The following is a 25,962-nucleotide window of genomic DNA, read 5'->3' as shown; positions in this document are numbered from 1 at the left end:
TCGCGAGTGGGATCTGAGGATCAGGCGTATTTCGCCTGAACCTCGGCAGCCACGTTCGACGGCACCTGCTCGTAATGGTCGAACTGCATCGTGTAGTTCGCACGTCCCTGGCTCATCGAGCGCAAGTTGTTGACGTAGCCGAACATGTTGGCGAGCGGCACCATGGCGTTGATGACGTTCGCATTGCCGCGCATGTCCTGACCCTGGATCTGGCCACGGCGGGAGTTGAGGTCGCCGATGACGGAGCCGGTGTAGTCCTCCGGCGTCACCACCTCGACCTTCATGATCGGCTCGAGCAGAACCGAACCGCATTTCTGCAGCGCCTCGCGCAGAGCCGCCCGGGCCGCGATCTCGAACGCCAGAGCCGAGGAGTCGACCTCGTGGAAGGCACCGTCGATCAGCTCGACCTTGACGTCCACGACCGGGAAGCCGGCGATCACGCCCGAACCGATCACCGACTCGAGGCCCTTCTGGACGCCCGGGATGTACTCCTTCGGCACCGCGCCGCCAACGATCTTCGACTCGAACTGGAACCCAGCGCCGGGCTCGTTCGGCTCGACGACCAGCTTCACACGGGCGAACTGACCCGTGCCGCCCGTCTGCTTCTTGTGCGTGTAGTCGACCTCGCCGCGGCGCGTGATCGTCTCGCGATAGGCAACCTGCGGGGCGCCGATATTCGCGTCGACCTTATAGGTGCGCTTCAGGATGTCGACCTTGATGTCCAGGTGGAGCTCGCCCATCCCCTTGAGGATGGTCTGGCCGGATTCCTGGTCGGTCGAGACGCGGAAGGACGGATCCTCGGCGGCGAGCTTCGCCAACGCAAGGCCAAGACGCTCCTGGTCGCCCTTCGACTTCGGCTCGATCGCGATCGTGATGACCGGCTCCGGGAACTCCATGCGCTCCAGGATGACGGGTTTCAGCGGATCGCAGAGCGTATCGCCGGTGCGGACGTCCTTGAGCCCCGCGAGAGCGACGATGTCGCCCGCATAGGCCTCCTTGATGTCCTCGCGATTGTTCGCGTGCATCAGGAGCATGCGGCCGACGCGCTCCTTCTTCTCGCGCGTCGAGTTCACGATGCTCGAACCCGATTCCACCTTGCCCGAATAGACACGGCAGAACGTGATCGTCCCGACGAACGGGTCGTCCATGATCTTGAAGGCGAGCATGGAGAAGGGCTCGCTGTCGAGCGGCTTGCGCAGCATCGGCTCGCCCGTCGCCGGATCCTCGCCGTTGATCGCCTCACGATCGGCGGGCGACGGCAGGTAGTCGACGACCGCGTCGAGCAGCGGCTGAACGCCCTTGTTCTTGAAGGCGGAGCCGCAGAGCACCGGGTGGAAGGCGCGGCGCTGCACGGCCGTGCGGATGAGCCGACGCATGGTCGCCTCGTCGGGCTCCTGCCCGTCGAGATACGCCACCATGGCATCGTCGTCCATCTCGACCGCTGCCTCGACCAGCTTCGCGCGGTATTCCGCGGCCTGGTCCTGCAGGTCGGCCGGGATCTCGACCTCGTCGAACTTGGCGCCAAGCGCCTCGCCCGACCAGACGATCGCCTTCATCTTGATGAGGTCGATAACGCCCTGGAAGTTCGACTCGGATCCGATCGGCAGCTGCAGGCACACCGGCTTGCCCGCCACGCGGTCGACGATGTCCTTCACGCACTTGAAGAAGTCGGCGCCGGTCTTGTCCATCTTGTTGACGAACACGACGCGCGGCACGTCGTACTTGTCGGCCTGGCGCCAGACGGTCTCCGTCTGCGGCTCGACGCCCTGGTTGCCGTCGAGCACGCACACGGCGCCGTCGAGCACGCGCAGCGAACGCTCGACCTCGATCGTGAAGTCGACGTGCCCGGGGGTGTCGATGATGTTCAGGCGCTTGTCGCGCCAGAAGCAGGTGGTCGCAGCGGACGTGATCGTGATGCCACGCTCCTGCTCCTGCTCCATCCAGTCCATGGTGGCAGCGCCCTCATGGACTTCACCGAGCTTATGCGACTTGCCCGTATAGAAGAGGATCCGCTCGGTCGTCGTCGTCTTTCCGGCATCGATGTGAGCCATGATGCCGAAATTGCGGTAATCCTCGATCGCGTGCGTGCGAGGCATGATCTGCTCCTGGCCTGTCCGGCCGTTACCAGCGGTAATGCGAGAAGGCGCGGTTGGCCTCGGCCATCCGGTGCGTGTCTTCGCGCTTCTTCACCGCGTTGCCGCGATTGTTGGCGGCGTCGATGAGTTCGGCCGACAGGCGGTCGACCATGGTCTTGTCGTTGCGAGCCCGCGCGGCCTGGATCAGCCAGCGGATCGCCAGGGCCTGACGGCGCTCAGGCCGAACCTCGACCGGAACCTGGTAGGTAGCGCCGCCGACGCGGCGGGACCGGACCTCGAGAGCCGGCGCAACGTTGTCGAGCGCGGCGCGGAACACCTCCAGCGGGTGCGCGCGGGTGCGGCTCTCGACGATGTCGAACGCGCCATAGACGATCCGCTCGGCCGTCGACTTCTTTCCCTCGTACATGATCGAGTTCATGAACTTGGTCACGACGATGTCGCCGAACTTCGGGTCCGGGATGATCTCGCGCTTCTCTGCGCTGTGGCGGCGGGACATGTCCTGCTCCGGTCAAATCTTGTTAGCGTCAGCCGGGCCCACCCCGACCGCGTCGCCCCGAAGGGCCTAGAAATTCGAGATCCCCGGGCCAAACCCAGGGATGAGCGCAAAGGCGCTCGACCTACTTCGGGCGCTTGGCGCCGTACAGCGAACGGCGCTGCTTGCGGTTCTTCACGCCCTGCGTGTCGAGCACACCGCGGAGGATGTGGTAGCGAACGCCCGGAAGATCCTTCACGCGGCCGCCGCGGATCATCACGACCGAGTGTTCCTGCAGGTTGTGACCCTCACCCGGGATGTAGCCGATGACCTCATGGCCATTCGTCAGACGCACCTTGGCGACCTTACGGAGAGCCGAGTTCGGCTTCTTCGGGGTCGTCGTATAAACGCGGGTGCAGACACCGCGCTTCTGCGGGCACGCATCGAGCGCCGGAACCTTGTTTCGCGTCTTCGGGGCTGTCCGCGGCTTGCGGATCAGCTGGCTGATCGTCGGCATGTAGCCCTCTTGTCGAAGACCGCCCGTGCGGTCGTCTATGCCGGGGCGCCGACCTGCCGATGGCGCACCCAAACGAGAAAAGCGCCACAGGTTCAGGAGAACCTCTGTCGCTGGAGAACGCAGAGGACCGCCCCAGCTTCCCGGGAAGGTCTTGCACCACCATCCGGCTCGGCGAGCCAGTCAGTACCGATAGGGACAACAGCGTTTAAGTACGATGGGTCGGCCCTGCTGGACCAACTCGCGACACTTACGGCCTGCTGCGGATGGGGGCTACTTAATGCCCGACTCGCCCCCCGTCAACCAAAAACGCGCAGTGCGCGCCTGGGCATCTCGGGCCTGGAGGCATGTCACCTATGACAAAAGGAAAGGGCCGCACAAGGCGGCCCTTCCAAGCTTCCGTTCAGCGCTCTGCCCTACTCGGCGGCGGGCGAGAACTCTTCCAGGGCGCGGGCGGCCTCGGCTGCGCGTGACTGCGCCTCCGCGGTCCGCTGCTCCAGGATCATGTCGTCGCGGCGCTGCGCGATCTGGCGGATCCGTGCGTTCAGGGCACCGGTTCCGGCCGGGATGAGCGAGCCGACGATGACGTTCTCCTTCAGGCCCTCGAGCGTGTCCACCTTTCCGTTGACGGCCGCCTCCGTGAGGACGCGGGTCGTCTCCTGGAACGACGCTGCCGAGATGAAGGACCGCGTCTGCAGCGAGGCCTTCGTGATGCCGAGGAGGACGGGGGTCCCCTCGGCCGGCTTCTTCTTCTCGGCGATCAGCTTCTCGTTGATCTCCTCCAGCTCCAGCCGGTCGATCTGGTCGCCGGCCAGGATGTCGGAATCCCCGCCGTCGGTGATCTCCACCTTCTGCAGCATCTGGCGGACGATCACCTCGATGTGCTTGTCGTTGATGTTCACGCCCTGGAGCCGGTAGACCTCCTGGATCTCGTTGACGAGGTAGGCAGCAAGCTCCTCCACGCCCTTGATCGCCAGGATGTCGTGCGGGGCCGGGTTGCCGTCGACGATGAAGTCTCCGATCTCGACCTGGTCGCCATCCTGCAGGTGGATGTGCTTGCCCTTCGGGATCAGGTACTCGACCGCCTCCGAACCGTCATGCGGCGCAAGCGTCAGGCGACGCTTGTTCTTGTAGTCGCGGCCGAACTGGATCGTGCCGGACTTCTCCGCGATGACGGCCGCGTCTTTCGGACGGCGCGCCTCGAACAGCTCCGCCACGCGCGGCAGACCGCCCGTGATGTCGCGGGTGCGAGCCGAGTCGGTCGAGATACGGGCGAGCACGTCGCCTGCCTTCACCTTCGAGCCCGGATCGTAGCCGATGATCGCCTCGACCGGCAGGAGGTAGCGGGCATCGCCACCGCGCGAGAGCTTCGCCGGCTTGCCGTCCGGCCCGAGCACCACCATCGCAGGCCGCAGATCGGAGGTACGGGAGGACCCGCGCCAATCGATCACGAGACGCTTGGAGATACCCGTGGACTCGTCCGCGGTCTCCGTCATCGACTGGCCGTCGATGAGATCCTCGTAGCCGACCGTGCCATCCACTTCGGTGATGATCGGACGGGTATACGGGTCCCACTCGGCGATGCGCTGGCCGCGCTTCACCTGGTCGCCCTCGTCGACGCGAAGCTTCGCGCCGTAGAGGATCCGGTGCACGGCGCGCTCTGCGCCGTCCGGCCCGACGATCACCACCGAGTTGTTCCGGCCGACCGCGATCAGGTCGCCATCCGTGTTCCGGGCGACTGCCCGGTTGCGGATGTGAACCGTGCCCTCGAAGTTCGACTCGATGAACGACTGGTCCGCGATCTGGGCCGCACCACCGATGTGGAAGGTCCGCATCGTGAGCTGCGTTCCAGGCTCGCCGATCGACTGCGCCGCGATGACGCCGACGGCCTCGCCCATGTTGACGGGCGTGCCACGGGCGAGGTCGCGCCCGTAGCAGGTGGCGCAGACACCGTTCTTGGACTCGCAGACGAGCACCGAACGGATCTTCACCTCCTGGATGCCGGCCGCGACGAGTCGGTCGATGTGCTTCTCCTCGATCATCTCACCGGTCGCGACGATGACCTCACCGTTCTGATCGACGAGGTCCTCGGCCGTGGCACGGCCCAGGATGCGCGAGGCAAGCGAGGCGACGATCTGGCCCGCATCCACGATCGCCCGCATGCGGATGCCCTTCTCGGTGCCGCAATCGGGTTCGCGGATGACCGCGTCCTGCGCCACGTCGACGAGGCGGCGGGTCAGGTAACCCGAGTTCGCCGTCTTCAGCGCGGTGTCGGCCAGACCCTTTCGGGCGCCGTGAGTCGAGTTGAAGTACTCGAGGACGTCGAGGCCTTCCTTGAAGTTCGAGATGATCGGGCTCTCGATGATCTCACCCGACGGCTTGGCCATGAGGCCACGCATCGCCGCGAGCTGCTTCATCTGGGCCGGCGAACCACGGGCGCCGGAGTGGCTCATCATGAAGATGGAGTTCACCGGCTTGTCGCGGCCGGAATCGTCCTTCTGCACGGAGGAGATGCGAGCCATCATCTCGGCCGCGAGACGGTCCGAGCACTTCGCCCAGGCGTCCACGACCTTGTTGTACTTCTCGCCCTGCGTGATCAGGCCGTCCTGGTACTGCTGCTCGTAGTCCTTCGCGAGCGTACGGGTCTCCTCGACGATCGACCACTTGTTCTCCGGCACGACCATGTCGTCCTTGCCGAACGAGATGCCTGCCTTGAACGCGTGGTGGAAGCCGAGCGCCATGATGCGATCGCAGAAGATGACCGTCTCCTTCTGCCCGCAATTGCGGTAGACGGCGTCGATCATCCCGGAGATCTCGCGCTTCGTCATGAGCTTGTTCACGACGTCGAACGGGACCTTCTTGTGCCGCGGCAGGACGCGGGACAGGATCACCCGGCCCGGCGTGGTGTCGTAGATCTTCGTGACCTCCTGGCCGTCCTCGCCGAGGCCGGTCCAGCGATACTTGATCTTCGAGTGGAGGTGGACGACGCCCGCCTCGAGCGCATGCTCCATCTCGCCGAGGTCAGCGAAGGCCTTGCCCTGTCCGGGCGCGCCATCGGCGACGATCGACAGATAGTAGAGGCCGAGAATGATGTCCTGCGACGGCACGATGATCGGGTGACCGTTGGCCGGGTGCAGGATGTTGTTCGTCGACATCATCAGGACGCGCGCCTCGAGCTGGCTCTCGAGCGAGAGCGGCACGTGCACGGCCATCTGGTCGCCGTCGAAGTCGGCGTTGAACGCCGCGCAGACGAGCGGGTGCAGCTGGATCGCCTTGCCCTCGATGAGGACGGGCTCGAAGGCCTGGATGCCGAGACGGTGCAGCGTCGGCGCCCGGTTCAGCATCACCGGGTGCTCGCGGATCACCTCGTCCAGGATATCCCAGACCTCCGGCTTCTCCTTCTCGACGAGCTTCTTCGCCTGCTTCACGGTAGCCGAGAAGCCCTTGGCGTCGAGCCGCGCGTAGATGAACGGCTTGAACAGCTCGAGCGCCATCTTCTTCGGCAGCCCGCACTGATGGAGCTTCAGCTCCGGACCGACGACGATGACCGAACGGCCTGAGTAGTCGACGCGCTTGCCGAGCAGGTTCTGCCGGAAGCGGCCCTGCTTGCCCTTCAGCATGTCGGCGAGCGACTTCAGCGGGCGCTTGTTGGCGCCCGTGATGACGCGGCCGCGCCGGCCATTGTCGAACAGCGCGTCCACGGCCTCCTGCAGCATCCGCTTCTCGTTGCGGATGATGATGTCCGGCGCGCGCAGCTCGATCAGCCGCTTCAGGCGGTTGTTGCGGTTGATGACGCGCCGGTAGAGGTCGTTCAGGTCGGAGGTCGCGAAGCGGCCGCCGTCCAGCGGCACGAGCGGACGAAGGTCAGGCGGGATCACCGGGACGACCGTTAGGATCATCCACTCGGGCTTGTTGCCCGATTCCATGAACGCCTCGATGATCTTGAGGCGCTTCATCAGCTTCTTCGGCTTCAGCTCGGACGTGGTGACCGAGATCTCATGCCGGAGGTCAGCAGCGGTCTTCTCCAGGTCGAGGTCCTGGAGGATCTTGCGGATGGCCTCGGCGCCGATCAGCGCCGTGAAGGAATCCTGGCCGTACTCGTCCTGCGCGCGCAGGTACTCGTCCTCCGAGAGGAGCTGACGGTCCTTCAGCGGCGTGAGGCCGGGTTCGATGACGACGTAGGATTCGAAGTAGAGAATCCGCTCGAGCTCTTTCAGCGGCATGTCGAGCAGCAGCCCGATCCGCGAGGGAAGCGACTTCAGGAACCAGATGTGGGCGACGGGCGCCGCGAGCTCGATATGCCCCATGCGGTCGCGCCGAACGCGCGCCAGGGTCACCTCGACGCCGCACTTCTCGCAGATGACGCCCTTGTACTTCATCCGCTTGTACTTGCCGCACAGGCACTCGTAGTCCTTGATCGGCCCGAAGATGCGGGCGCAGAACAAGCCGTCCCGCTCCGGCTTGAACGTGCGGTAGTTGATCGTCTCGGGCTTCTTGATCTCGCCGTACGACCAGGAGAGGATCTTCTCCGGGGACGAGATCGAAATCTTGATCTGGTCGAAGCTCTGCGGCTGGGCCGCCTGGTTGAACAGATTCATGACTTCTTGGTTCATGATCTTCTCCTCATCACTCCGGTGCGACGGTTAGCCGGCCGGAGAGGACGCCGAAGCGTCTGAAAAACTCTGTGGTGTCATGGCCGGGCTTGTCCCGGCCACCTCGGTCGGACGAGTGCGTGGCTTCCGCTCAGGGCCCCCGGGGACGACCCCGGGGATGACGCATCAGGAACTCGCGCCGGCTATTCCGCCGCCTCCGCAGGCGGCAGCTGCTCGTTGGCGGCACGCTTCGCTGAGGTGAGCTCCACGTTGAGGCCGAGCGACCGCATCTCCTTGACGAGCACGTTGAAGCTCTCCGGAATGCCGGACTCGAAGGCGTCGTCGCCACGCACGATGGCCTCGTAGACCTTCGTACGGCCGGCGACGTCGTCGGACTTCACCGTGAGCATCTCCTGCAGCGTGTGGGCGGCGCCGTAGGCCTCGAGCGCCCAGACCTCCATCTCACCAAAGCGCTGACCGCCGAACTGCGCCTTACCACCCAGCGGCTGCTGGGTGACGAGGGAGTACGGGCCGATCGACCGGGCGTGGATCTTGTCGTCCACGAGGTGGTGCAGCTTCAGCATGTAGATGTAGCCGACGGTCACCTTGCGATCGAACGCCTCGCCGGTGCGGCCGTCATAGAGCGTCACCTGGCCGGACCGGTCGAGACCGGCCTTTTCGAGGAGATGCTCGATGTCCGACTCCTTCGCGCCATCGAAGACCGGGGTCGCGATCGGCACGCCGCGGCGCAGGTTCTGGCTCATCTCCGCCAGCTCCTGGTCCGACAGGGAGTCGAGGTCCGCGCCGTCCTCGTAGATGTCCTTCAGCTTCGCCCGGAGGGTCTGGCCGTCCTGGCTCTTCTGGTAGGCATCCACCGCCTGCGCAACCTGCCGGCCGAGACCGGCTGCCGCCCAGCCGAGATGCGTCTCGAGGATCTGCCCGACATTCATGCGCGAGGGCACGCCGAGCGGGTTCAGCACGATGTCGGCGTGGGTGCCGTCCTCGAGGAAGGGCATGTCTTCGATCGGGACGATCTTCGACACGACACCCTTGTTGCCGTGGCGGCCGGCCATCTTGTCGCCCGGCTGGATCTTCCGCTTAACGGCCACGAAGACCTTGACCATCTTCATGACGCCGGGCGGGAGTTCGTCGCCGCGCTGCAGCTTCTCGACCTTGTCGAGGAAGCGCTGCTCAAGCCGCTTCTTCGACTCCTCGTACTGCTTCTGGATCGCCTCCAGCTCCACCATGACCTTGTCGTCGAGAACGGCAAAGGCCCACCACTGCGAGCGAGGATACTCGTTGAGGACCTCGCGCGTCAGCACGGTGTCGCGCCTGAAGCCCTTCGGGCCCGCAACGCCCGTCTGGCCGGAGAGGATCTCCGCGAGCCGGGCATAGGTGTTGCGGTCGAGGATCGCCTGCTCGTCGTCGCGGTCCTTGGCGAGCCGCTCGATCTCTTCGCGCTCGATCGCCTGGGCGCGCTCGTCCTTGTCGACGCCGTGCCGGTTGAAGACGCGAACCTCGACGACGGTTCCCGTCACGCCAGGCGGCACGCGCAGGGAGGTGTCGCGGACATCGGAGGCCTTCTCGCCGAAGATGGCGCGGAGGAGCTTCTCCTCCGGCGTCATCGGGCTTTCGCCCTTCGGCGTGATCTTGCCGACCAGGATGTCGCCAGCCTGCACCTCGGCGCCGATATAGACGATACCCGCCTCGTCCATGTTCCGCAGCGCCTCTTCCGAGACGTTCGGGATGTCGCGCGTGATCTCTTCAGGGCCGAGCTTCGTGTCGCGCGCCATCACCTCGAATTCCTCGATGTGGATGGACGTGAACACGTCGTCCTTCACGATCCGCTCGGAAAGCAGGATCGAGTCCTCGAAGTTGTAGCCGTTCCACGGCATGAACGCGACGAGCACGTTCCGGCCAAGCGCCAGCTCGCCGAACTCCGTCGACGGGCCATCGGCGATGATGTCGCCCTTGCGGACGACGTCGCCGACGCGGACCAGAGGCTTCTGCGTGATGCAGGTGTTCTGGTTCGAGCGCTGGAACTTCTGCAGCCGGTAGATGTCGACGCCCGGGCGGGTCGGGTCCATCTCGCCGGTGGCGCGGATGACGATACGGGTTGCATCGACCTGGTCGACGATGCCCGCCCGGCGCGCGCCGATGGCGGCTCCGGAATCGCGCGCGACGACCGCCTCCATGCCGGTGCCGACGAAGGGCGCATCCGCCTTCACCAGCGGCACGGCCTGGCGCTGCATGTTCGAGCCCATGAGGGCGCGGTTCGCGTCGTCGTTCTCGAGGAACGGGATGAGCGCGGCCGCGACCGAGACGAGCTGCTTTGGCGAGACCTCCATCAGGTCGACGCGATCCGGCGGCACGACGATGACCTCGCCCGCCTTACGGACGACGACGAGATCCTCCGTGAGGCGACCGTTCCCGTCCACGGCGGCATCCGCCTGGGCGACGTTGTACTTCGCCTCCTCCATGGCCGAGAGGTAGGTCACTTCGGCCGTGACCTCGCCGTCCCGAACCTTGCGGAAGGGGGTCTCGATGAAGCCGTACTTGTTCACCCGCGCGAAGGTCGCAAGCGAGTTGATGAGCCCGATATTCGGCCCTTCCGGAGTTTCGATCGGGCAGATGCGGCCGTAGTGGGTCGGGTGCACGTCGCGCACCTCGAAGCCGGCGCGCTCGCGGGTCAGACCGCCCGGGCCAAGCGCCGAAAGACGACGCTTATGCGTGACTTCCGACAGCGGGTTGGTCTGATCCATGAACTGCGACAGCTGCGACGAGCCGAAGAACTCGCGCACGGCGGCCGCCGCAGGCTTCGCGTTGATCAGGTCCTGCGGCATGACCGTGTCGATATCGACCGAGGACATGCGCTCCTTGATCGCGCGCTCCATGCGCAGGAGACCCAGGCGGTACTGGTTCTCCATGAGCTCGCCGACCGACCGGACCCGGCGGTTGCCGAGGTGGTCGATGTCGTCGATCTCGCCCTTGCCGTCGCGCAGGTCCACCAGGGCCTTCACGACCGCGAGGATGTCCTCACGGCGCAGGGTCCGGACCGTATCCGGGCAATCGAGGTCGAGACGCATGTTCATCTTCACGCGTCCCACGGCCGAGAGGTCGTACCGCTCGGAGTCGAAGAACAGCGAGTGGAACATGTTCTCCGCCGTCTCGAGGGTCGGCGGCTCGCCCGGACGCATCACCCGGTAGATGTCGAACAGCGCGCCCTCGCGAGCCGAGTTCTTGTCCGCCGCGAGCGTGTTGCGGATGTAGGGGCCGATGTTGACGTGGTCGATGTCGAGGAGCTGCAGCTCGTCGAGGCCGAGCTCGGTCAGGCTCGCCAGCAGCTTCTCGGAGATCTCCTCGCCGGCCTCGGCGTAGATTTCGCCGGTGTCCGTGTTGACGAGATCCTCGGCGATATATTGGCCGAGGATGTCGACGTCCGGCACGCGGAGGGCTTTCAGGCCCTTCTCGGCCATCTGCTTGGCCTGACGGACGGTCAGCTTCTTGCCGGCCTCGAGCACGACCTCGCCCGTGTCGGCGTCGATGAGGTCCACGGTTGCCTTGAAGCCGCGCATCTTCTCGGGCTCGAAGGGCGCGCGCCAGCCGTCCTTCCCGCGCGTGTAGACGACGCGCGAGTAGAAGGTGTCGAGGATCTCCTCCGAGTCCAGGCCGAGCGCGAAGAGCAGAGACGTGACGGGGATCTTGCGCTTACGGTCGATGCGCGCATGGACGATGTCCTTGGCGTCGAATTCGACGTCGAGCCAGGAGCCCCGGTAGGGGATGATGCGCGCGGCGAAGAGCAGCTTGCCCGAGGAGTGGGTCTTGCCCTTGTCGTGGTCGAAGAAGACGCCCGGCGAGCGGTGCATCTGCGAGACGATCACGCGCTCGGTGCCGTTGACGATGAAGGTGCCGTTCTCCGTCATGAGCGGCATCTCGCCCATGTAGACGTCCTGCTCCTTGATGTCCTTGACGGACTTGGCGCCCGTGTCAGGATCGACATCGAACACGATCAGGCGCAGCGTCACCTTGAGCGGCGCCGAGAAGGTCATGCCGCGCTGGCGGCACTCGTCGACGTCGTATTTCGGCGGCTCGAAAGTGTACTTCACGAACTCGAGAAGCGCGGTCGAGGCGAAGTCGGAGATCGGGAAGACGGACTTGAAGACCGACTGCAGGCCCTCGTCGGGACGCCCGCCATTCGGCTCGTCGACCATCAGGAACTGATCGTAGGAAGCCTTCTGAACCTCGATGAGGTTCGGCATCTCGACGGCTTCGCCGAGCTTGCCGAAGAACTTACGGAGACGCTTGCGGCCTGCCAGCGTGCTGCCCATCATGGACTTCGCTCCTTATCGCGACTGACCAGGCGCCCTCCCCGGAGGGAGCCTGGTCAGTCGCCGCCGCCTCAATGCGGCGATCACGGGGCCGGACGGGTGTCCGGAAAAAGGTGCCGTCAGAACGGCAGACGGCCCCGGGCGGGGACCCGGGACCGCGACTGGTTTAGAGCCGAGTCGTGGCCGGGCTTACCCCGGCCACGCGGATCGGAAGAGCACGAGCCTCGGATCGAGATCCTGGGATCTCCGCTCCGCGCCGTCCGAGAATCGGGCTCAAGGTCGCCTGCGGCTTACTTAAGCTCGACCTTAGCGCCAGCCTTCTCGAGCTGAGCCTTGAGCTTCTCGGCCTCTTCCTTCGAAGCGCCTTCCTTGACCGGCTTCGGAGCGCCCTCGACCAGGTCCTTGGCCTCCTTGAGGCCGAGGCCGGTGATCGCGCGGACCTCCTTGATGACCTCGATCTTCTTGTCGCCGGCGGCGGCGAGAACGACCGTGAACTCGGTCTGCTCCTCGGCGACCGGAGCGGCTGCGCCGCCACCAGCCGGGCCGGCCGCAACCGCAACCGCGGCCGCAGCGGAAACGCCCCACTTCTCCTCGAGCATCTTCGCCAGCTCAGCCGCCTCGAGGACGGTCAGCGACGAGAGGTCGTCAACGATTTTCGCAAGATCTGCCATGAGATAGGTATCCTTGAAGGGTTCGAACAGGGGTAGTGACGGAAGTCAGCCTCAGGCCGCCTCGTCCTTCTTGGCATAGGCCCCGAACACGCGCGCAAGCTTGGCGGCCGGCGCATTGGCGAGCTGGGCGAGCTTGGTGGCCGGCGCGTTGACCAGGCCGACCAGCTTCGCACGAAGCTCGTCGAGGGAGGGCATCGTCGCGAGCGACTTCACGCCTTCCGCGTTCAGGGAGGTCTTTCCCATCGCTCCGCCGAGGATGACCAGCTTGTCGTTGGTCTTGGCGAAGTCGACGGCGACCTTCGGCGCCGCGACCGGATCGCCGGAATAGGCGATCAGGGTCGGCCCCTTCATCAGGGGCTGGATGGACGCGACGTCCGTGCCTTCGAGAGCGATTTTGGTGAGGCTGTTCTTGGTAACCTTCACGGTCGCGCCGGCCTGCTTCATCTGCGCGCGCAGCTTCTGCATGTCGGCGACGGTGAGGCCTTTGTAGTGGGCCACGACCACGACGGCGGTCTTCGAGAAGACCCCGTTGAGGCTCGTGACGAGCTCGCTCTTGGCTGCTCTATCCACTTGCTCTCTCCAGTCCCCGGGCGTTTCCGCCCGGCGAGGCGGAACCGACAATCGGCTCCACCGGTTACGTTTGCCGCGCCCGGGAAACCCCTGACGCGACGCTCGAGCGCCCTGTCCGCCCCTCCCCGTCCGGCGCTGCCGGTCGGCTCTGGGCGAGATGGTTCGAACCGTCTAAAAGTCCCGCACGGCAGCGGTCTTAATTCGGCTTCCCCGTCTGTGCAGGCGGATATTAAGCCGCCCGGCCCGAAGGCCCGTTGGCACCTGCAGTCTCGGACAGAACATGGCCGGATCGGACGCGAGGGATTACCTCGGCCCGCCGGCCGCCTCCGCCCGGTCGCCCGGACGGAATGCAAACACGATCACCGGCCGAGCGGCCGGCTTTCGCATGAATGTGGAGACATGACTCGTCTCATATCTCGTCCTGGCGCCAAAGCCAAGGGCCGAGATCGCGTTGCGGCGAAAAGTCAAGCGCTTCGCCGCAACGCCTTGGTCAGCCTCAGGCCTGACCCATCACCGTGGCAGGATCGACCTTCACGCCCGGGCCCATCGAGGACGAGATCGCGATGCGCTGGATGTAGGTGCCCTTGGCACCGGTCGGCTTCGCCTTCTGCACGGCGTCCGCGAAGGCGCGGATGTTCTCGACGAGCTTGCCCTCGTCGAAGGACACCTTGCCGATGCCGCCGTGGATGATGCCGGCCTTCTCGACGCGGAACTCGACGGCACCGCCCTTGGCCGCTTTCACGGCACCCGCGACGTCCATCGTCACCGTCCCGACGCGCGGGTTCGGCATGAGGCCACGCGGGCCGAGCACTTTACCCAGGCGACCGACCAGCGGCATGAGGTCGGGGGTCGCGATGCAGCGGTCGAACTCGATCGTGCCGCCCTGGATCGTCTCGAGGAGATCCTCGGCCCCGACGATGTCGGCCCCGGCGGCCTTCGCCTCATCCGCCTTGCCGCCACGCGCAAAGACGGCGACCCGCACCGTCCGGCCGGAGCCGTTCGGCAGGTTGCAGACGCCGCGGACCATCTGGTCGGCGTGGCGGGGATCGACGCCCAGGTTCATGGCGATCTCGACCGTCTCGTCGAACTTCGCCCCTGCACGCGACTTCACCAGCGCGACCGCGTCGGCGAGCGGGTAGAGCTTCACCCGGTCGATGCCCTCGCGGGCGGCCCGGATACGCTTTCCTTCGTGAGCCATGCCCGCCTCCTTATGCCGTGACTTCGAGGCCCATGGCCCGGGCGGAGCCCCGGATCATGGTCATCGCGGCGTCGACCGAATCGCAGTTCATGTCGACCATCTTCTTCTCCGCGATCTCGCGGATCTGGGCCTCGGTCACGGAGCCGACGGAGGCGCCCTTTCCGGGGGTCTTGGAGCCGGAGGCTGGCTTCTTGCCGAGCTTCAGGCCGGCAGCCCGCTTCAGGAAGTAGGTCACCGGCGGCTGCTTCATCTCGAAGGTGAAGGAGCGATCCTGGTAGGCCGTGATCACGACCGGGATCGGGGTGCCCTTCTCCATCTGCGCGGTCCGCGCATTGAAGGCCTTGCAGAATTCCATGATGTTGAGGCCGCGCTGACCGAGCGCGGGGCCGATTGGCGGCGACGGATTGGCCGCACCGGCGGGTACCTGAAGCTTCACGTAGCCCGTGATCTTCTTTGCCATGGGAATGCTCCCGAATGTGCCGCGACCCTGGCAGCCAGCCAAGCCCGAAGCGTTTCAGAAGTCGCGGTGCGATCCCTGTCTGCCGATCGAAGGATCGGACGGGCCCGGCTGGCGGCCGGGCAGGATCTCCCGCGATGCGTGCGACAGCCTTCAGGCTGTCGCTCCGGAACGGCCAAGGGCCGGGCCGGAACCCACGTTCAGACCGAACGGTGGATTGAAGCGGCGGACGACGAGCCCACCCGTAGGTTTCCGGTTCCGCTGCGCGGTCCCGGAATGACAATCAGCCCTTCTCGACCTGGCCGTATTCGAGCTCGACCGGGGTCGCGCGCCCGAAGATGGACACCGCGACCTTGAGGCGCGCCCGGGACTCGTCGACCTCCTCCACGGTGCCGTTGAACGAGGCGAACGGCCCATCGGCCACGCGGACCGTCTCGCCGATCTCGAACGAGATCGATGGCTTGGGGCGTTCGATCCCCTCGGCCACCTGGCCCTTGATCCGCTCGGCTTCCGCATCGGGGATCGGGACCGGCTTGGCCTTGTCTGCCCCGAGGAAGCCCGTGACCTTCGGGGTGTTCTTGATCAGGTGATAGACTTCGTCGGTCAGGTCGCACTTCACGAGCACGTAGCCCGGGAAGAACTTGCGCTCGGCATCGACCTTCCGCCCCCGACGCACCTCGACAACCTTCTCGAGGGGGACAAGGACCTCCTCGAACTTGTCCGTCAGACCGCGCTGAGCGGCCTGGTCCTTGATCGAGGCCGCGACCTTGTTCTCGAAGTTCGAGTAGGCGTGGACGATGTACCAGCGCTTCGCCATGTCCGTGTCTCTTACCCGCCGATCCCGAGAATGAGGCCGACCGCCTTCTGAAGGACGAAGTCGGTGATAAGGAAGAACACGCTCGCCACGACGACCATCACGAAAACCATCGCGCTCGTGATCACAGTCTCCTTGCGCGAGGGCCAGGTGACCTTCTCGCCTTCGGCTCGGACCTGACCGAAGAAATCGAAGACGCTCGTCCTCGGCTTCTTTCTCTCCGTCCCTGAGGGGCGGGCGGCATGCAACTTCGACATTTTGATAAGGCTCTGCCCGGCCAAACCGGAATAGCGCGGATCGCCTTCCGGCTCACCGCGCCTGCCATCCAACTTGGCGTGAGATTGCGCTCGCTTAGCGGAACTTCAAGCGCTTGTCATCTGCCTAGCGCTCGAACGGAGCGGAAACGCTGGCAGGAGTGGAGGGACTCGAACCCCCAACCCCCGGTTTTGGAGACCGGTGCTCTAACCAGTTGAGCTACACTCCTTTGCCACGAGCCTCGCTCGCGACGCGGCGTCCCTAGCACATGACGTGCGGGAATTGCCAGTGCGAAGGCGAGCCCGGATCAGGATTGCGCGAGAGCCCCCGCTGCACGGGCGATTGCCTCGGTCGCCGCGTACTCGATCATATGGCCCGCGCCCGGCACGATCACCAGCGCGCTCGTCGGTATCTCCTTGTGCAGCCTGCCGGATTGGCGCTCGACATCCGCAATCCGGTCCCCTTCCCCCGCGAGGATCACCACGGGCAGTTCGAGATCCCGGTACCGGTCGCTCAGAGCCGCGGCTGCGGGGATCATGTAGGCCGTCTCCTCCGCGCTCGCGCGGATCTGCTCGGGCCGGAGCGAAAGCGCGAGCGGGTACTCGTCCTTGAACCTCGCATCGATCGGCATCGGCTGGAAGATTCGTCGGAGAAGTGCCGGCAGGACCGCCCGGGCGAGAAGCGGCGCGACCGTGTAGGCCATGGCGTCGCCAAGGACTGGGATCGCCGGCCCCGAGAGCAGCGGGACGTCGAGCCTCGCGGTTGGAAAGTAGTAGCCGGAGAGGAGAAGCAACCCCTTGATTCGCCCCGGGGCTGCGAGGGCCGCCGATGTGGCCACGAGCGCTCCCCAGGAATGGCCCACCACGACCGGGCTATCGGCTCCAAGTCGTTCCATGAGTGCGAGCATCAGCTCAGCCTGCGCCTGGGGCGACCAGATTCGTCCGCGCGGGCGCTCGGAGTAGCCGTAGCCCGGCCGATCCGGCACGATCACCCGATGGCTGCGGGCGAGGCGCTCGACGAGTCCGCTCGCCACGAAATCCGCTCCGGTGGCTCCGTTCCCGTGCAGGAGGAGAATGGGCGCTCCGGTACCCTGGTCGCGATAGTGCAACCGGACACCTCCGACCCGGATGAACGTGCCGCTCGGCGGATGATCCCGCTCGGCCCGCTCCGTCGCGGATCTGTTGAACAGCGCCATGGCGCCAAGCGCGGCGGCAGCGCCGGCCGCTCCACCAACAAGCTTCCATGGGACGCGACCGCGTTCCACGCGAGTCGCCCTGCGCCTCGTTGCCATTCGCTCTCCGCGCTGCCTGAATGCGACCGAGAACCAGCGGCGCGCCCGGATGTTCCTGTTCGGGGCATGGCCTCTCCTGCGCGGCGTCCTTCGCGGAGAGGATGTTCGCGGAGAGAATGATGGTCGCGCTTTGCAAACCGCTGCGGGACGCGATCGCCCCGTCGTACTCAACCCGGGGCCCGAGACAGGCGCCGGCCTCCGCCTATCGTTCGGAGGGTCCGACGGCCGTTCACCGAAGCCACACACCGCCTCGTGAATGGGAGGCAGTTAACACGGCCAAGCTTGTATGGTAGAGTGCAAATAGATTGTGGTGGAGGACCGGGCATGTACTCGAAGGAACCGCCCCGATCGACAGTCGAGGCGCATGTGCGCGCCATCCTACTCCGTATCAGTTCAGATCGGGTCCCCGTTATCGCGGGAGGAGTGCCGTACCGGTTGGCGGTGGCGACCGGCCACCGGGTAACTGATCGCGTTCAGCCGGATGGTCGACAGGACCTCCCCCCCTTCCGAGACGATCCGTAAGCTCCAGCCGTTCCAGTCCTCCTGGAGCGAGGCGTCTTCCCGGCGCAACTCCGCGATCGCCTTCAGGGCCTCGGCGCGCGCCTCCTCAACGGAGCCAACCTCGACGCCTTGCTCGTCGAGCAATTCCGTCTCTGGGCCAGCCAGATGGAAGTAGCACCGCATAACGATCACACCTCCGCGCAGATGTTCCTTGTATGCACCGAACCTTCCCGGCAATTATACTTTTAGCTTGAACCAAGCACCGCCCGCTTCCGACGAGGGCGGCGCCCCACCTTCAAATCGAAAACCTGGCCGGCCTCCGCCAATTCCGCCCTGCTCAGCTGCGGCCTCGGCAGCACATATCTAATCTTCTCGCTCCCGGAGTGAACGGCGCCGGGATCCGCGGGAAAGCAGCCGATTGCACCCTTCCAAGCGTGGGTGAATCGAGCCCTCTCCAGCAGCGCGGAAGGTCGACTGGCCGGCGAACTGCGCTCGCCTCCCCTCAGAACCCTGCCCGCCAACTCCTTATGCAATCAGGACATTCGCCGGGTGGCGCTCCCTGCGAAGCCGGCTGCCGTCGGTGGTGTCGCCGTGGTATCACGAGAACCGGGCAAGATCGATGGGCAACCTGCGCGCCACCGCGCGGCAGAGAACTGATCCCGCCATAACAGCAGGGTTGGCTGGCCCATCAGCTCCTTCCGTCTGCTTGGCCCGACCTCCCTCCCGGTTGGCGATGAAACGTCGCTCTCGCGTTTCAGTGCCGCCGATGAAACAGCTATTCTGTCCCTCGGGATAGAGCGGCGTCCGCGGCAAAGGCAGCTAAGTCCTTGTCCGGCCAAGATGGGCTTCCGCGGCGGTTGCATGCCAGACGGCAGGGACCGAGGTGGCACGATCGCTGCAGCCTGTCTCTCCGAACCCGAGCTTCGGTCACCATGCGATCTCTCCATGCGGCAGATCGTGATGTGGCTCCCGGCCACGGGGATAGCGGAACGTAATGTCAAACAGGTCGCCCCTTTGGGCCTGGACAATCGCCCAGGCCTCGCAAGCCCTCCGACGAGGTGAGATCACCCCGCGAGCCCTGGTCGAGGCCCATCTCGAGCGTATCGACCAGGTCGAGTCATCGATCCACGCCTTCATCCATCTGGATCGAGAGGGCGCACTGCAGGCTGCTGACGTCGCGGGCCGAGAGATCGCTGCCGGGAACTGGAAGGGCCCTCTCCACGGCATGCCCTTCGCCGTGAAGGACAATTACGACGTTGCCGGCTTGCCGGCGACGGCGGGGTCGCGGCTGCGGCTCGATCACGTTCCTGACCGCGATGCGACTACCGTGGCCGCGCTGAAGGAGGCAGGCGCGATCTGCCTCGGCAAGCTCTCCACCTGGGAATACGGGACCGGCAACGGCGGCGAGTATTTCGACCTCCCCTTCCCACCTGCCCGCAATCCGTGGGACACCGAGCGCTATACGGGCGGGTCGAGCACCGGTTCGGGCGCCGCAGTCGCGGCCGGGCTGGTGAAGTTCGCCCTCGGCTCCGACACGACGGGCTCCGTCCGCCTCCCTGCCGCCGCGACCGGGGTCCTCGGCGTCATACCCACGGCGGGACGCCTCAGCACGGGCGGCATCCTGCCGAACTGCTACTCGCTGGATGTCCCCGGGGTTTTCGCGTGGACTGCTGAGGACGCGGCCGAAGTGATGGCGGCGCTCGCAGGCGATCCGGAAGTTGCGCCGAAGCCCGGCGCGACTCTCGCCGGACTTCGGGTCGCCGTCGTCCGTGACATCGGGCCAGGGTTTCCCGCGCCTGTCGCCGCGTTGCGGGAGGCGTTCGAGGATGCCGTCTCCGTGCTGGAGACGAATGGCGCCTCCGTGACCGAATGCGTGCTGCCCGTACCGGCGGCGGAATGCTTCGCGATCACGCGGCTGATCGGGCCGGCCGAATCCGCCGCCATCCATGAGCAGGAATTGCGGGAGCGGCCCGGCGACATGGGGTTTGCCCTCCGGGACAAGCTGATGGCCGGCAGCCTGGTCCGGGCCGTGGACTACATCACCGCCCAGCGCCGCCGCAATGACGTGGCGGCCGCGATCACGGCCCTCCTCGAACCGTTCGATATCCTGGTCACCTGGGGGCAGTTGCACCTCCCGCCGCGGCTGGGCGTCGAGCCGGAGATGACGGCCTATACGGTCGAGACGGCGCTCACGCCCTTCAACCTGTCGGGGAACCCGGCCCTCGTCCAATGCACCGGCTTTTCGGCCGACGGCCTCCCGCTCCATTGGCAGATGGTCGGACGGCACGGGCGGGAAGACACGCTCCTGCGGGCGGCCGCTGCCTTCGAGGCGGCGACCTCCTGGCGCGATCGCCGTCCGGAGCCCAGGCCCGCGCCCCCTGCCCCGGAGCCGCACCGGCCGGAGATGCGGCCCGACCGGACGGATGAGCTCGCACCCTTCCTGACGCGGCACGGACTTGCGGCGCTTGCTCCCGAGCACCGCGCCAGGATGGCAGCGCTTATGGATCCGGTTGCCCAGAACGGGGTGGGCGTCCCACGTCCTGCCAGCAAAGACGACGGCCCGGCTTCGGTATTCATGCCGGCGCCGCCCAACACCAACGAGAGGGGAACAGCAGATGCCTGACCAGATGTGGAAGAGCGGTCACCTGACCCGCCGTGGCCTGGCGGCCCTGATGGGTGGTGCCGGGATCCTGGCCCTTGCACCCGGCCGCTTCGGCGGGCCCTCGGCCGCGATGGCCCAGCAGACGGGCGAGTTGCGCATCCGAATCGGCGCCGACATCTCCATCCTGGACCCAGCGAAGATCTTCCAGATCGAGAACCAGTCCGTCGCGGCGAACATCTACAACGGTCTCGTCAAGTACGATCAGGCCACGAACAAGATCGTTCCCGACCTCGCGACCGAATGGACCGTCTCGCCCGACGGCAAGACCTACACGTTCAAGCTCCGCGAGGGCGTGACCTGGCACAGGGACAACGGCCCGTTCACGTCGGACGACGTCAAGTTCAGCTTCGAGCGGATCCTGGATCCCGCGGCGGGAAGCGCCTATCGGGGCCAGTTCGTCGGCGTGAAGGCGGTCGAGGCTCCGGATCCGCAGACCGTCCGGATCGAGCTGGAAGGCCCGAATGCCGGCTTCCTGCACAAGGTCACGGCCTTCAACCAGGGCTGGATCGTGTCACGGAAGGCCGTCACGGCACTCGGCGACAAGTACAATCTGAATCCCGTCGGCACTGGCCCCTTCGTGTTCGAGCGCTGGACCCCGGGCAGCGAGGTGAGGCTGTCCGCCAATCCCAACTACTTCGAGGGCAAGCCGAAGGTTGCTGGCGTCGTGTTCCGGCTCGTGCGTGACGAGACCGCGGCCGCGATCGCGCTCGAGCGCAAGGAAATCGATATCCTGTTCGCGATCCAGCAGGCGGAGATCATCGAGCGGCTTCGCAAGGTCGCCGGCGTGACCCTGCTCGACCGCCCGGCCAGCAACGGCGTGAACCTCGTGCTCAACACCACGATGAAGCCGCTCGACGACGTCCGGGTCCGGCGCGCCATGGCTCATGCCATCAACACCAAGGCCCTGATCGACGGCTTCTTTCGGGGAACCAAGTACCCGGCCGCCAACGTCCTGACCCCCGCCTTCCAGGAGTACACTGACGAGGTTCCAGCCTATCCCTACGATCCCGCCAAGGCGAAGGCGCTCCTGAAGGAGGCCGGGGTCTCGAAGTTCAAGTTCGAGATCACGACCGTCGGGCTGAATCCCTACGACAAGTTCCCGCTCGCAATTGCCGAGGACCTGAACGAGGTCGGGATCGAGGCGACCGTGAAGGTGCTCGAGCGGGCGGCCTATCAGCAGGCGCGCTCGAGCGGGAACATCCAGAGCTGCATCACGGCGGTCGTCGGCCCGCCCGATCCGGGTACTCCGCTGACGACGCTGTATTCGAGCCGCTCCTTCCCGCCGGGCCTGAACACGGCCCGCTACGACAAGGTCGACGACCTTCTCGCGGCAACCGGCGTGGCTGCCGACGAGGCCGCCCGGAAGAAGGCGTTCAAGGCGGTGCTCGAGAAGACGATGACCGACCTTCCGGTCATCCCGCTCTATGCCGACCGGCTGTTCATGGCACACACGGCGGCCGTGGAGGGCCTCGTCCAGAATTCCATGTTCACCATCCAGGCCTATTCGGTCGGGCTCCGGAGCGCGTAATGGCGAAGTACCTTGCCCGGTGCGCCATCCAGTTGGCTGTCACCGGGCTCGGCATCGTGACAGTCGCGTTCTTCCTCGTCCGGGCCATCCCGGGCGATCCGGCGCTGTACATGCTGGGCGATTACGCGACGCCGGAATCGGTGGCGGCTCTGCGCGCTAAGCTCGGTCTCGACCAGACCCTGCTGACGCAATACCTCCTGTTCCTGAAGCATGCCCTCTCGGGCGACCTCGGCACGTCGATCGTGACCGGGCAGGCTGCCCTGACGGAGGTCCTTGCGGCGCTGCCCTGGTCTCTCTCCCTTGCCGTCACCGGGCTCCTCATCGCAGTCGCGCTCGGCATTCCGCTCGGCATCATGTCTGCAGTGCGGCAGGGGACCTGGATCGATCTCGCCGTGACCATCGGCTCGCTGGGTGGCATATCGTTCCCGGTCTTCTGGCTCGGGCTGGTGGCCATCCTGCTCTTCGCGCATTGGATCCCGCTTTTCCCGACCCTGGGCGCGAGTTCGTCCGGCGGGATGCTTAGCGACCTGCACCACCTGGCCCTGCCGGCCATCGTGCTCGGCCTCTCGGTCGCAGCCTACATCTCCCGGCTGACGCGCTCGGCGATGCTCGAGGTGCTCGACCAGGATTACGTGCGGGTGGCACGGGCCATGGGCGTTCCCGAGCGGCGCATCATCTATCGCCTGGCACTTCGCAACGCCCTCGTGCCGATCCTGGCCGTGATCGGCGTCACCTTCGCCTGGTCGCTCGGCAACGCGATCCTGGTCGAGGCGGTGTTCAGCCGGCCCGGCCTCGGCTCGACCCTGCTGAAGGCGATCCTCGCGCGCGACTACCAGCTCGTTCAGGCCGGCGTCCTGGTGCTCGCCGCCGGCATCGTCCTCGTGAACGTCACCCTGGATGTCATCTACGGCATCATCGATCCACGCCTGAGGCTCGCATGAGCGCGATCTCTCCCCTCGCGGAGCAGCCCCTTGCCGAGCCGGTCCCGACCGGCCGGAGGAAGGCTGCCTTCCGCCGCTTCCTCTCCCACCCGAGCCTGGTGATCGGCTGCGGCGTGCTGCTCCTGCTGGCGCTCGTTGCGATCTTCGCGCCCTGGCTCGCACCGAACTCGCCGACCCGGACGAGCCTCCTGAACACCTATGCCCCGCCCTCCGCGCGCTTCCCGCTCGGCACGGACCAGTTCGGGCGCTGCGTGCTGTCGCGTCTGATCTATGGCAGCCGCGTCTCGCTCGAGGTCGCGATGGCGGTCGTCGCGATATCGCTCAGCTGCGGAACCCTTATCGGCGCCATCGCGGGCTATTCGTCCAGTTGGATCCAGCGCGTGATCGTCATGCTGAACGACATCCTGCTGGCCTTCCCGGGCTTCCTGCTCGCCCTCGCGATCGTGGCCGCCCGCGGCTCCTCGCTGGAATCGGTGATCCTGGCGGTGTCGGTCGCCTATATCCCCCGTGTTGCCAGCGTGATGCGGTCGGTGGTGCTCACGATCAAGCCGCGGCCGTTCATCGAGGCGTCGGAGGCGATCGGCATGGGACATACCCGCATCCTCCTGCGGCACGTGATCCCGAACGCCCTGCCGCCCGTCATCGTCGTGTCCACGGTGAGCGCTGCCTCGGCGATCCTCGCCGAGGCCGGGCTCAGCTTCCTCGGGCTCGGCGTCCAGCCCCCGACGCCGACCTGGGGCAACATCATCGCCGACGGGCAGGCCGCGATCACCACGACCCCGCTGATCTCCATCTCGGCAGGTTTGTGCATCGCGGTCACGGTCGTTGCCCTCAACCTCCTGGGAGATGGCCTGCGCGACACGCTCGATCCAAAGATGCGTCGCCAGGCAGGGATGAAGATGCTGTGAGTGCTGCCCTGAGCCTTCGCGAGCCCGAGCCGCTGGCGCTGCAGCGGCCCGAGCCCATCCTGTCCGTCCGCGGATTGCGGTCGATCGTACCCCAGGGCAGCAGCCCGCTTGTCCTGGTCGATGGCGTGTCCCTTCAGGTCGGCCGCGGCGAGACCCTGGCCGTGGTCGGCGAGTCCGGCTCCGGCAAGACGATGACGTTCCTCTCCGCGATCCAGCTCGCCCCGAAGGCGGTGCGGGTCGTCGAGGGCGAGGTGATGCTGAACGGCCAGAACCTCGTCGGTGCCGCCCCGGCGACGCTGAGGCAGCTCCGCGGCACCACGATCTCGATGGTCTTCCAGGATCCTCTCACGGGGCTCAACCCCGTGTTCCCGGTAGGCGAGCAGATCGTCGAGGTGCTCCGGGCGCACCTGCCGCTATCGCGGAAGGAGGCGCATGAACGGGCCGTAGCCCTGCTCGACCGTGTTCGCATCCCGGCGCCGAGCCGCCGCTTCTCCGACTATCCGCACCAGTTCTCCGGCGGCATGCGCCAGCGCGTGCTGATCGCGATGGCAATCGCGCTCGGCCCCAAGGTCCTGATCGCGGACGAGCCGACGACGGCGCTCGACGTCACCGTCCAGGCCCAGGTGCTGGACCTTCTGGCCGAGCTCCAGCACGAATCCGGCATGGCGCTCGTGCTGATCACGCACGATCTCGGCGTGGTGGCGCGGTATGCCGACCACGTTGCCGTCATGTATTCCGGCCGGGTCGTCGAGGAGGGTCCGACGGACCGCGTCTTCGGGGCGGCCTCCCATCCCTACACGGTCTCGCTGTTCCGGAGCATCCCGCATCTGGACGGCGATGCCGACCGGCCGCTCACGCCGATCGAGGGCCAGCCGCCGCAGCCCGGGATGCCACGGCAGGCCTGCGCCTTCGAGCCGCGCTGCTTCCTTTCCCGCGGGCGGCAGGATTGCCGCAGCGTGCCACCGGGCCTCGAGCCGGCGGGCCCCGGGCAGAAGGCAGCCTGTCACCACCGCGACGAACTTGGACGTCCCCTGGCGGAACTCTCGGCATGAGCGCTTCAATCGCGAGCCGGCCTGATGCGCCGCTCCTCTCCCTGCGCGGGCTGAGCAAGACCTTCGGAGGGCATTCCGGGCTGTTCTCCCGCAAGGGGGCCAGCGTCCGCGCCGTCGACGGTATCTCCCTCGACCTCCAACGCGGCGAGACCCTCGGGCTCGTCGGCGAGACGGGCAGCGGGAAGAGCACGCTCGGACGCCTGATCCTGCGGCTCATCGATCCCGATTCCGGGAGCATCCTGTTTGAGGGGCGCGACCTCGCGCAGCTCCCCAAGGCGGCGATGCGCCGCGAGCGCAGCCGGATCCAGATGGTCTTCCAGGACCCCTACGGCTCCCTCGACCCTCGCATGACGGTGCGCCAGCTGCTCGAAGAGCCGATGATCGTCCACGGAATCCCGCGGGCCGAGATCCCGGCGCGGCTTGCAGATACGATGCGCAATGTCGGGCTCAGCCCGGCCGTGATCGAGCGCTACCCGCACGAGTTTTCGGGTGGACAGCGCCAGCGCATCGGCATCGCCCGGGCTCTGGTTCTCGATCCCCAGTTGCTGGTGCTCGACGAGCCCGTATCGGCCCTGGACGTCTCCATCCAGGCGCAGATCCTGAACCTCCTGCGCGACATCCAGCGCCGGACCGGCATAACCTACGTGTTCATCGGCCACGACCTCGCGGTCGTCCGGCACGTGAGCACGCGCGTCGCGGTCATGTATCTCGGCCGCGTGGTCGAGATCGGGCCCCGCGATGCGCTCTACGGGCGCCCGAAGCACCCGTACACGGTGTCCCTCCTGTCCGCGATCCCGATCCCGAACCCGCGTGAGGAGCGCAGCCGCAAGCGCTCGCTGCCGCTCGGCGAGATCGGGTCCGCGACCTCGGTGCCGGCCGGATGCCATTTCCACCCACGCTGTCTTCGCGCACGGGCATTGGTCGCCGCTGGCCAGGCGGGCGAGACGCGCTCGTTCGGGAACGAGCGGCTGCCCGCCCGCTGCATGGGCGAAGTGCCGCGCCTGGCGGAAACGGAACCGGGCCACGCCGCCGCCTGCCACTTCCCCGCCTTCGTCGCCCCTGCGGCATCCGAGACAGCCGCGGCTCCCGCCGCATAACGCCCCGAGAGGAAA

The 25,962-nt window shown here is 66.4% G+C and carries 19 protein-coding genes and 1 tRNA gene; 6 read left to right on the top strand and 14 right to left on the bottom strand.

Annotated elements, in window-relative coordinates; translation table 11 throughout:
• Window positions 1-20 precede the first annotated feature (20 nt).
• The 14 genes from fusA to ACO2SS_RS07310 form a co-directional block, all read right to left on the bottom strand.
• Window positions 21-2,096: an elongation factor G gene (fusA, locus tag ACO2SS_RS07375; RefSeq protein WP_423276964.1), complete on the bottom strand. Its 2,076-nt coding sequence runs from the start codon at window positions 2,094-2,096 to the stop codon at window positions 21-23.
• A gap of 25 nt (window positions 2,097-2,121) precedes the next feature.
• Window positions 2,122-2,592: a 30S ribosomal protein S7 gene (gene rpsG, locus ACO2SS_RS07370; protein WP_423276963.1), complete on the bottom strand. Its 471-nt coding sequence runs from the start codon at window positions 2,590-2,592 to the stop codon at window positions 2,122-2,124.
• Window positions 2,593-2,713: 121 nt separating this feature from the next.
• Window positions 2,714-3,085, bottom strand: coding sequence for a 30S ribosomal protein S12 (rpsL, locus tag ACO2SS_RS07365; RefSeq protein ID WP_423276962.1), 372 nt, complete (start codon window positions 3,083-3,085; stop codon window positions 2,714-2,716).
• Between the two features lie 413 nt (window positions 3,086-3,498).
• Window positions 3,499-7,695: a DNA-directed RNA polymerase subunit beta' gene (gene rpoC, locus ACO2SS_RS07360; RefSeq protein WP_423276961.1), complete on the bottom strand. Its 4,197-nt coding sequence runs from the start codon at window positions 7,693-7,695 to the stop codon at window positions 3,499-3,501.
• 182 nt (window positions 7,696-7,877) lie between these two features.
• On the bottom strand, window positions 7,878-12,002 hold the full coding sequence (gene rpoB, locus ACO2SS_RS07355; RefSeq protein WP_423277174.1) for a DNA-directed RNA polymerase subunit beta: 4,125 nt from the start codon (window positions 12,000-12,002) through the stop codon (window positions 7,878-7,880).
• 290 nt (window positions 12,003-12,292) lie between these two features.
• Window positions 12,293-12,673 (bottom strand): 50S ribosomal protein L7/L12, encoded by a 381-nt coding sequence (gene rplL, locus ACO2SS_RS07350; protein ID WP_423276960.1) that lies wholly within the window; start codon window positions 12,671-12,673, stop codon window positions 12,293-12,295.
• A gap of 51 nt (window positions 12,674-12,724) precedes the next feature.
• Window positions 12,725-13,243 carry a 50S ribosomal protein L10 gene (gene rplJ, locus ACO2SS_RS07345; protein ID WP_423276959.1) on the bottom strand — a complete coding sequence of 173 codons (519 nt, stop codon included), beginning with the start codon at window positions 13,241-13,243 and terminating at the stop codon, window positions 12,725-12,727.
• Between the two features lie 496 nt (window positions 13,244-13,739).
• On the bottom strand, window positions 13,740-14,441 hold the full coding sequence (gene rplA, locus ACO2SS_RS07340) for a 50S ribosomal protein L1 (RefSeq protein ID WP_423276958.1): 702 nt from the start codon (window positions 14,439-14,441) through the stop codon (window positions 13,740-13,742).
• 10 nt (window positions 14,442-14,451) lie between these two features.
• On the bottom strand, window positions 14,452-14,901 hold the full coding sequence (gene rplK / locus ACO2SS_RS07335; RefSeq protein ID WP_423276957.1) for a 50S ribosomal protein L11: 450 nt from the start codon (window positions 14,899-14,901) through the stop codon (window positions 14,452-14,454).
• 280 nt (window positions 14,902-15,181) lie between these two features.
• Window positions 15,182-15,715 carry a transcription termination/antitermination protein NusG gene (nusG, locus tag ACO2SS_RS07330; RefSeq protein WP_423276956.1) on the bottom strand — a complete coding sequence of 178 codons (534 nt, stop codon included), beginning with the start codon at window positions 15,713-15,715 and terminating at the stop codon, window positions 15,182-15,184.
• Between the two features lie 11 nt (window positions 15,716-15,726).
• Window positions 15,727-15,969 (bottom strand): preprotein translocase subunit SecE, encoded by a 243-nt coding sequence (secE, locus tag ACO2SS_RS07325; RefSeq protein WP_423276955.1) that lies wholly within the window; start codon window positions 15,967-15,969, stop codon window positions 15,727-15,729.
• 150 nt (window positions 15,970-16,119) lie between these two features.
• Window positions 16,120-16,196 (bottom strand) — tRNA-Trp (locus ACO2SS_RS07320).
• A 78-nt stretch (window positions 16,197-16,274) separates the two neighbouring features.
• Window positions 16,275-17,231: an alpha/beta fold hydrolase gene (locus ACO2SS_RS07315; RefSeq protein ID WP_423276954.1), complete on the bottom strand. Its 957-nt coding sequence runs from the start codon at window positions 17,229-17,231 to the stop codon at window positions 16,275-16,277.
• 420 nt (window positions 17,232-17,651) lie between these two features.
• Window positions 17,652-17,942, bottom strand: a complete 291-nt coding sequence (locus ACO2SS_RS07310; RefSeq protein WP_423276953.1) for a DUF6894 family protein — start codon at window positions 17,940-17,942, stop codon at window positions 17,652-17,654.
• An 811-nt stretch (window positions 17,943-18,753) separates the two neighbouring features.
• Between ACO2SS_RS07310 and ACO2SS_RS07305 the strand changes: the two genes are divergently transcribed.
• From ACO2SS_RS07305 to ACO2SS_RS07280, 6 genes are read left to right on the top strand one after another with little or no spacing between them, the layout of a single operon-like run.
• Complete coding sequence (locus ACO2SS_RS07305) at window positions 18,754-20,382, top strand: amidase (RefSeq protein ID WP_423276952.1); 1,629 nt, start codon at window positions 18,754-18,756, stop codon at window positions 20,380-20,382.
• Window positions 20,375-21,949, top strand: a complete 1,575-nt coding sequence (locus tag ACO2SS_RS07300; RefSeq protein ID WP_423276951.1) for an ABC transporter substrate-binding protein — start codon at window positions 20,375-20,377, stop codon at window positions 21,947-21,949. Before ACO2SS_RS07305 ends, ACO2SS_RS07300 begins: the two co-directional genes overlap by 8 nt.
• Window positions 21,949-22,890, top strand: coding sequence for an ABC transporter permease (locus tag ACO2SS_RS07295; protein WP_423276950.1), 942 nt, complete (start codon window positions 21,949-21,951; stop codon window positions 22,888-22,890). Before ACO2SS_RS07300 ends, ACO2SS_RS07295 begins: the two co-directional genes overlap by 1 nt.
• Entirely contained in the window at window positions 22,887-23,798 is a 912-nt protein-coding gene (locus ACO2SS_RS07290; RefSeq protein ID WP_423276949.1) for an ABC transporter permease, read from the top strand. Before ACO2SS_RS07295 ends, ACO2SS_RS07290 begins: the two co-directional genes overlap by 4 nt.
• Complete coding sequence (locus tag ACO2SS_RS07285; RefSeq protein ID WP_423276948.1) at window positions 23,795-24,850, top strand: ABC transporter ATP-binding protein; 1,056 nt, start codon at window positions 23,795-23,797, stop codon at window positions 24,848-24,850. Before ACO2SS_RS07290 ends, ACO2SS_RS07285 begins: the two co-directional genes overlap by 4 nt.
• Window positions 24,847-25,947 (top strand): ABC transporter ATP-binding protein, encoded by a 1,101-nt coding sequence (locus ACO2SS_RS07280; protein ID WP_423276947.1) that lies wholly within the window; start codon window positions 24,847-24,849, stop codon window positions 25,945-25,947. Before ACO2SS_RS07285 ends, ACO2SS_RS07280 begins: the two co-directional genes overlap by 4 nt.
• Window positions 25,948-25,962: the final 15 nt, after the last annotated feature.

The sequence above is a fragment of the Enterovirga sp. CN4-39 genome, assembly GCF_049446235.1.
Classification (GTDB): domain Bacteria; phylum Pseudomonadota; class Alphaproteobacteria; order Rhizobiales; family Beijerinckiaceae; genus Enterovirga.
This window is presented reverse-complemented; position numbering and strand designations above follow the sequence as displayed.

Excerpts from the sequence above, each read along its gene's own strand:
- rplA (WP_423276958.1), bottom strand. The coding sequence starts at position 14,441 with ATGGCTCACGAAGGAAAGCGTATCCGGGCCGCCCGCGAGGGCATCGAC.
- secE (WP_423276955.1), bottom strand. The coding sequence starts at position 15,969 with ATGTCGAAGTTGCATGCCGCCCGCCCCTCAGGGACGGAGAGAAAGAAG.
- rpsL (WP_423276962.1), bottom strand. The coding sequence starts at position 3,085 with ATGCCGACGATCAGCCAGCTGATCCGCAAGCCGCGGACAGCCCCGAAG.
- rpoB (WP_423277174.1), bottom strand. The coding sequence starts at position 12,002 with ATGGGCAGCACGCTGGCAGGCCGCAAGCGTCTCCGTAAGTTCTTCGGC.
- rplL (WP_423276960.1), bottom strand. The coding sequence starts at position 12,673 with ATGGCAGATCTTGCGAAAATCGTTGACGACCTCTCGTCGCTGACCGTC.
- ACO2SS_RS07300 (WP_423276951.1), top strand. The coding sequence starts at position 20,375 with ATGCCTGACCAGATGTGGAAGAGCGGTCACCTGACCCGCCGTGGCCTG.
- ACO2SS_RS07290 (WP_423276949.1), top strand. The coding sequence starts at position 22,887 with ATGAGCGCGATCTCTCCCCTCGCGGAGCAGCCCCTTGCCGAGCCGGTC.
- rpsG (WP_423276963.1), bottom strand. The coding sequence starts at position 2,592 with ATGTCCCGCCGCCACAGCGCAGAGAAGCGCGAGATCATCCCGGACCCG.
- nusG (WP_423276956.1), bottom strand. The coding sequence starts at position 15,715 with ATGGCGAAGCGCTGGTACATCGTCCACGCCTACTCGAACTTCGAGAAC.
- ACO2SS_RS07305 (WP_423276952.1), top strand. The coding sequence starts at position 18,754 with ATGTCAAACAGGTCGCCCCTTTGGGCCTGGACAATCGCCCAGGCCTCG.
- ACO2SS_RS07280 (WP_423276947.1), top strand. The coding sequence starts at position 24,847 with ATGAGCGCTTCAATCGCGAGCCGGCCTGATGCGCCGCTCCTCTCCCTG.
- fusA (WP_423276964.1), bottom strand. The coding sequence starts at position 2,096 with ATGCCTCGCACGCACGCGATCGAGGATTACCGCAATTTCGGCATCATG.
- ACO2SS_RS07310 (WP_423276953.1), bottom strand. The coding sequence starts at position 17,942 with ATGCGGTGCTACTTCCATCTGGCTGGCCCAGAGACGGAATTGCTCGAC.
- rpoC (WP_423276961.1), bottom strand. The coding sequence starts at position 7,695 with ATGAACCAAGAAGTCATGAATCTGTTCAACCAGGCGGCCCAGCCGCAG.
- rplK (WP_423276957.1), bottom strand. The coding sequence starts at position 14,901 with ATGGCAAAGAAGATCACGGGCTACGTGAAGCTTCAGGTACCCGCCGGT.
- ACO2SS_RS07295 (WP_423276950.1), top strand. The coding sequence starts at position 21,949 with ATGGCGAAGTACCTTGCCCGGTGCGCCATCCAGTTGGCTGTCACCGGG.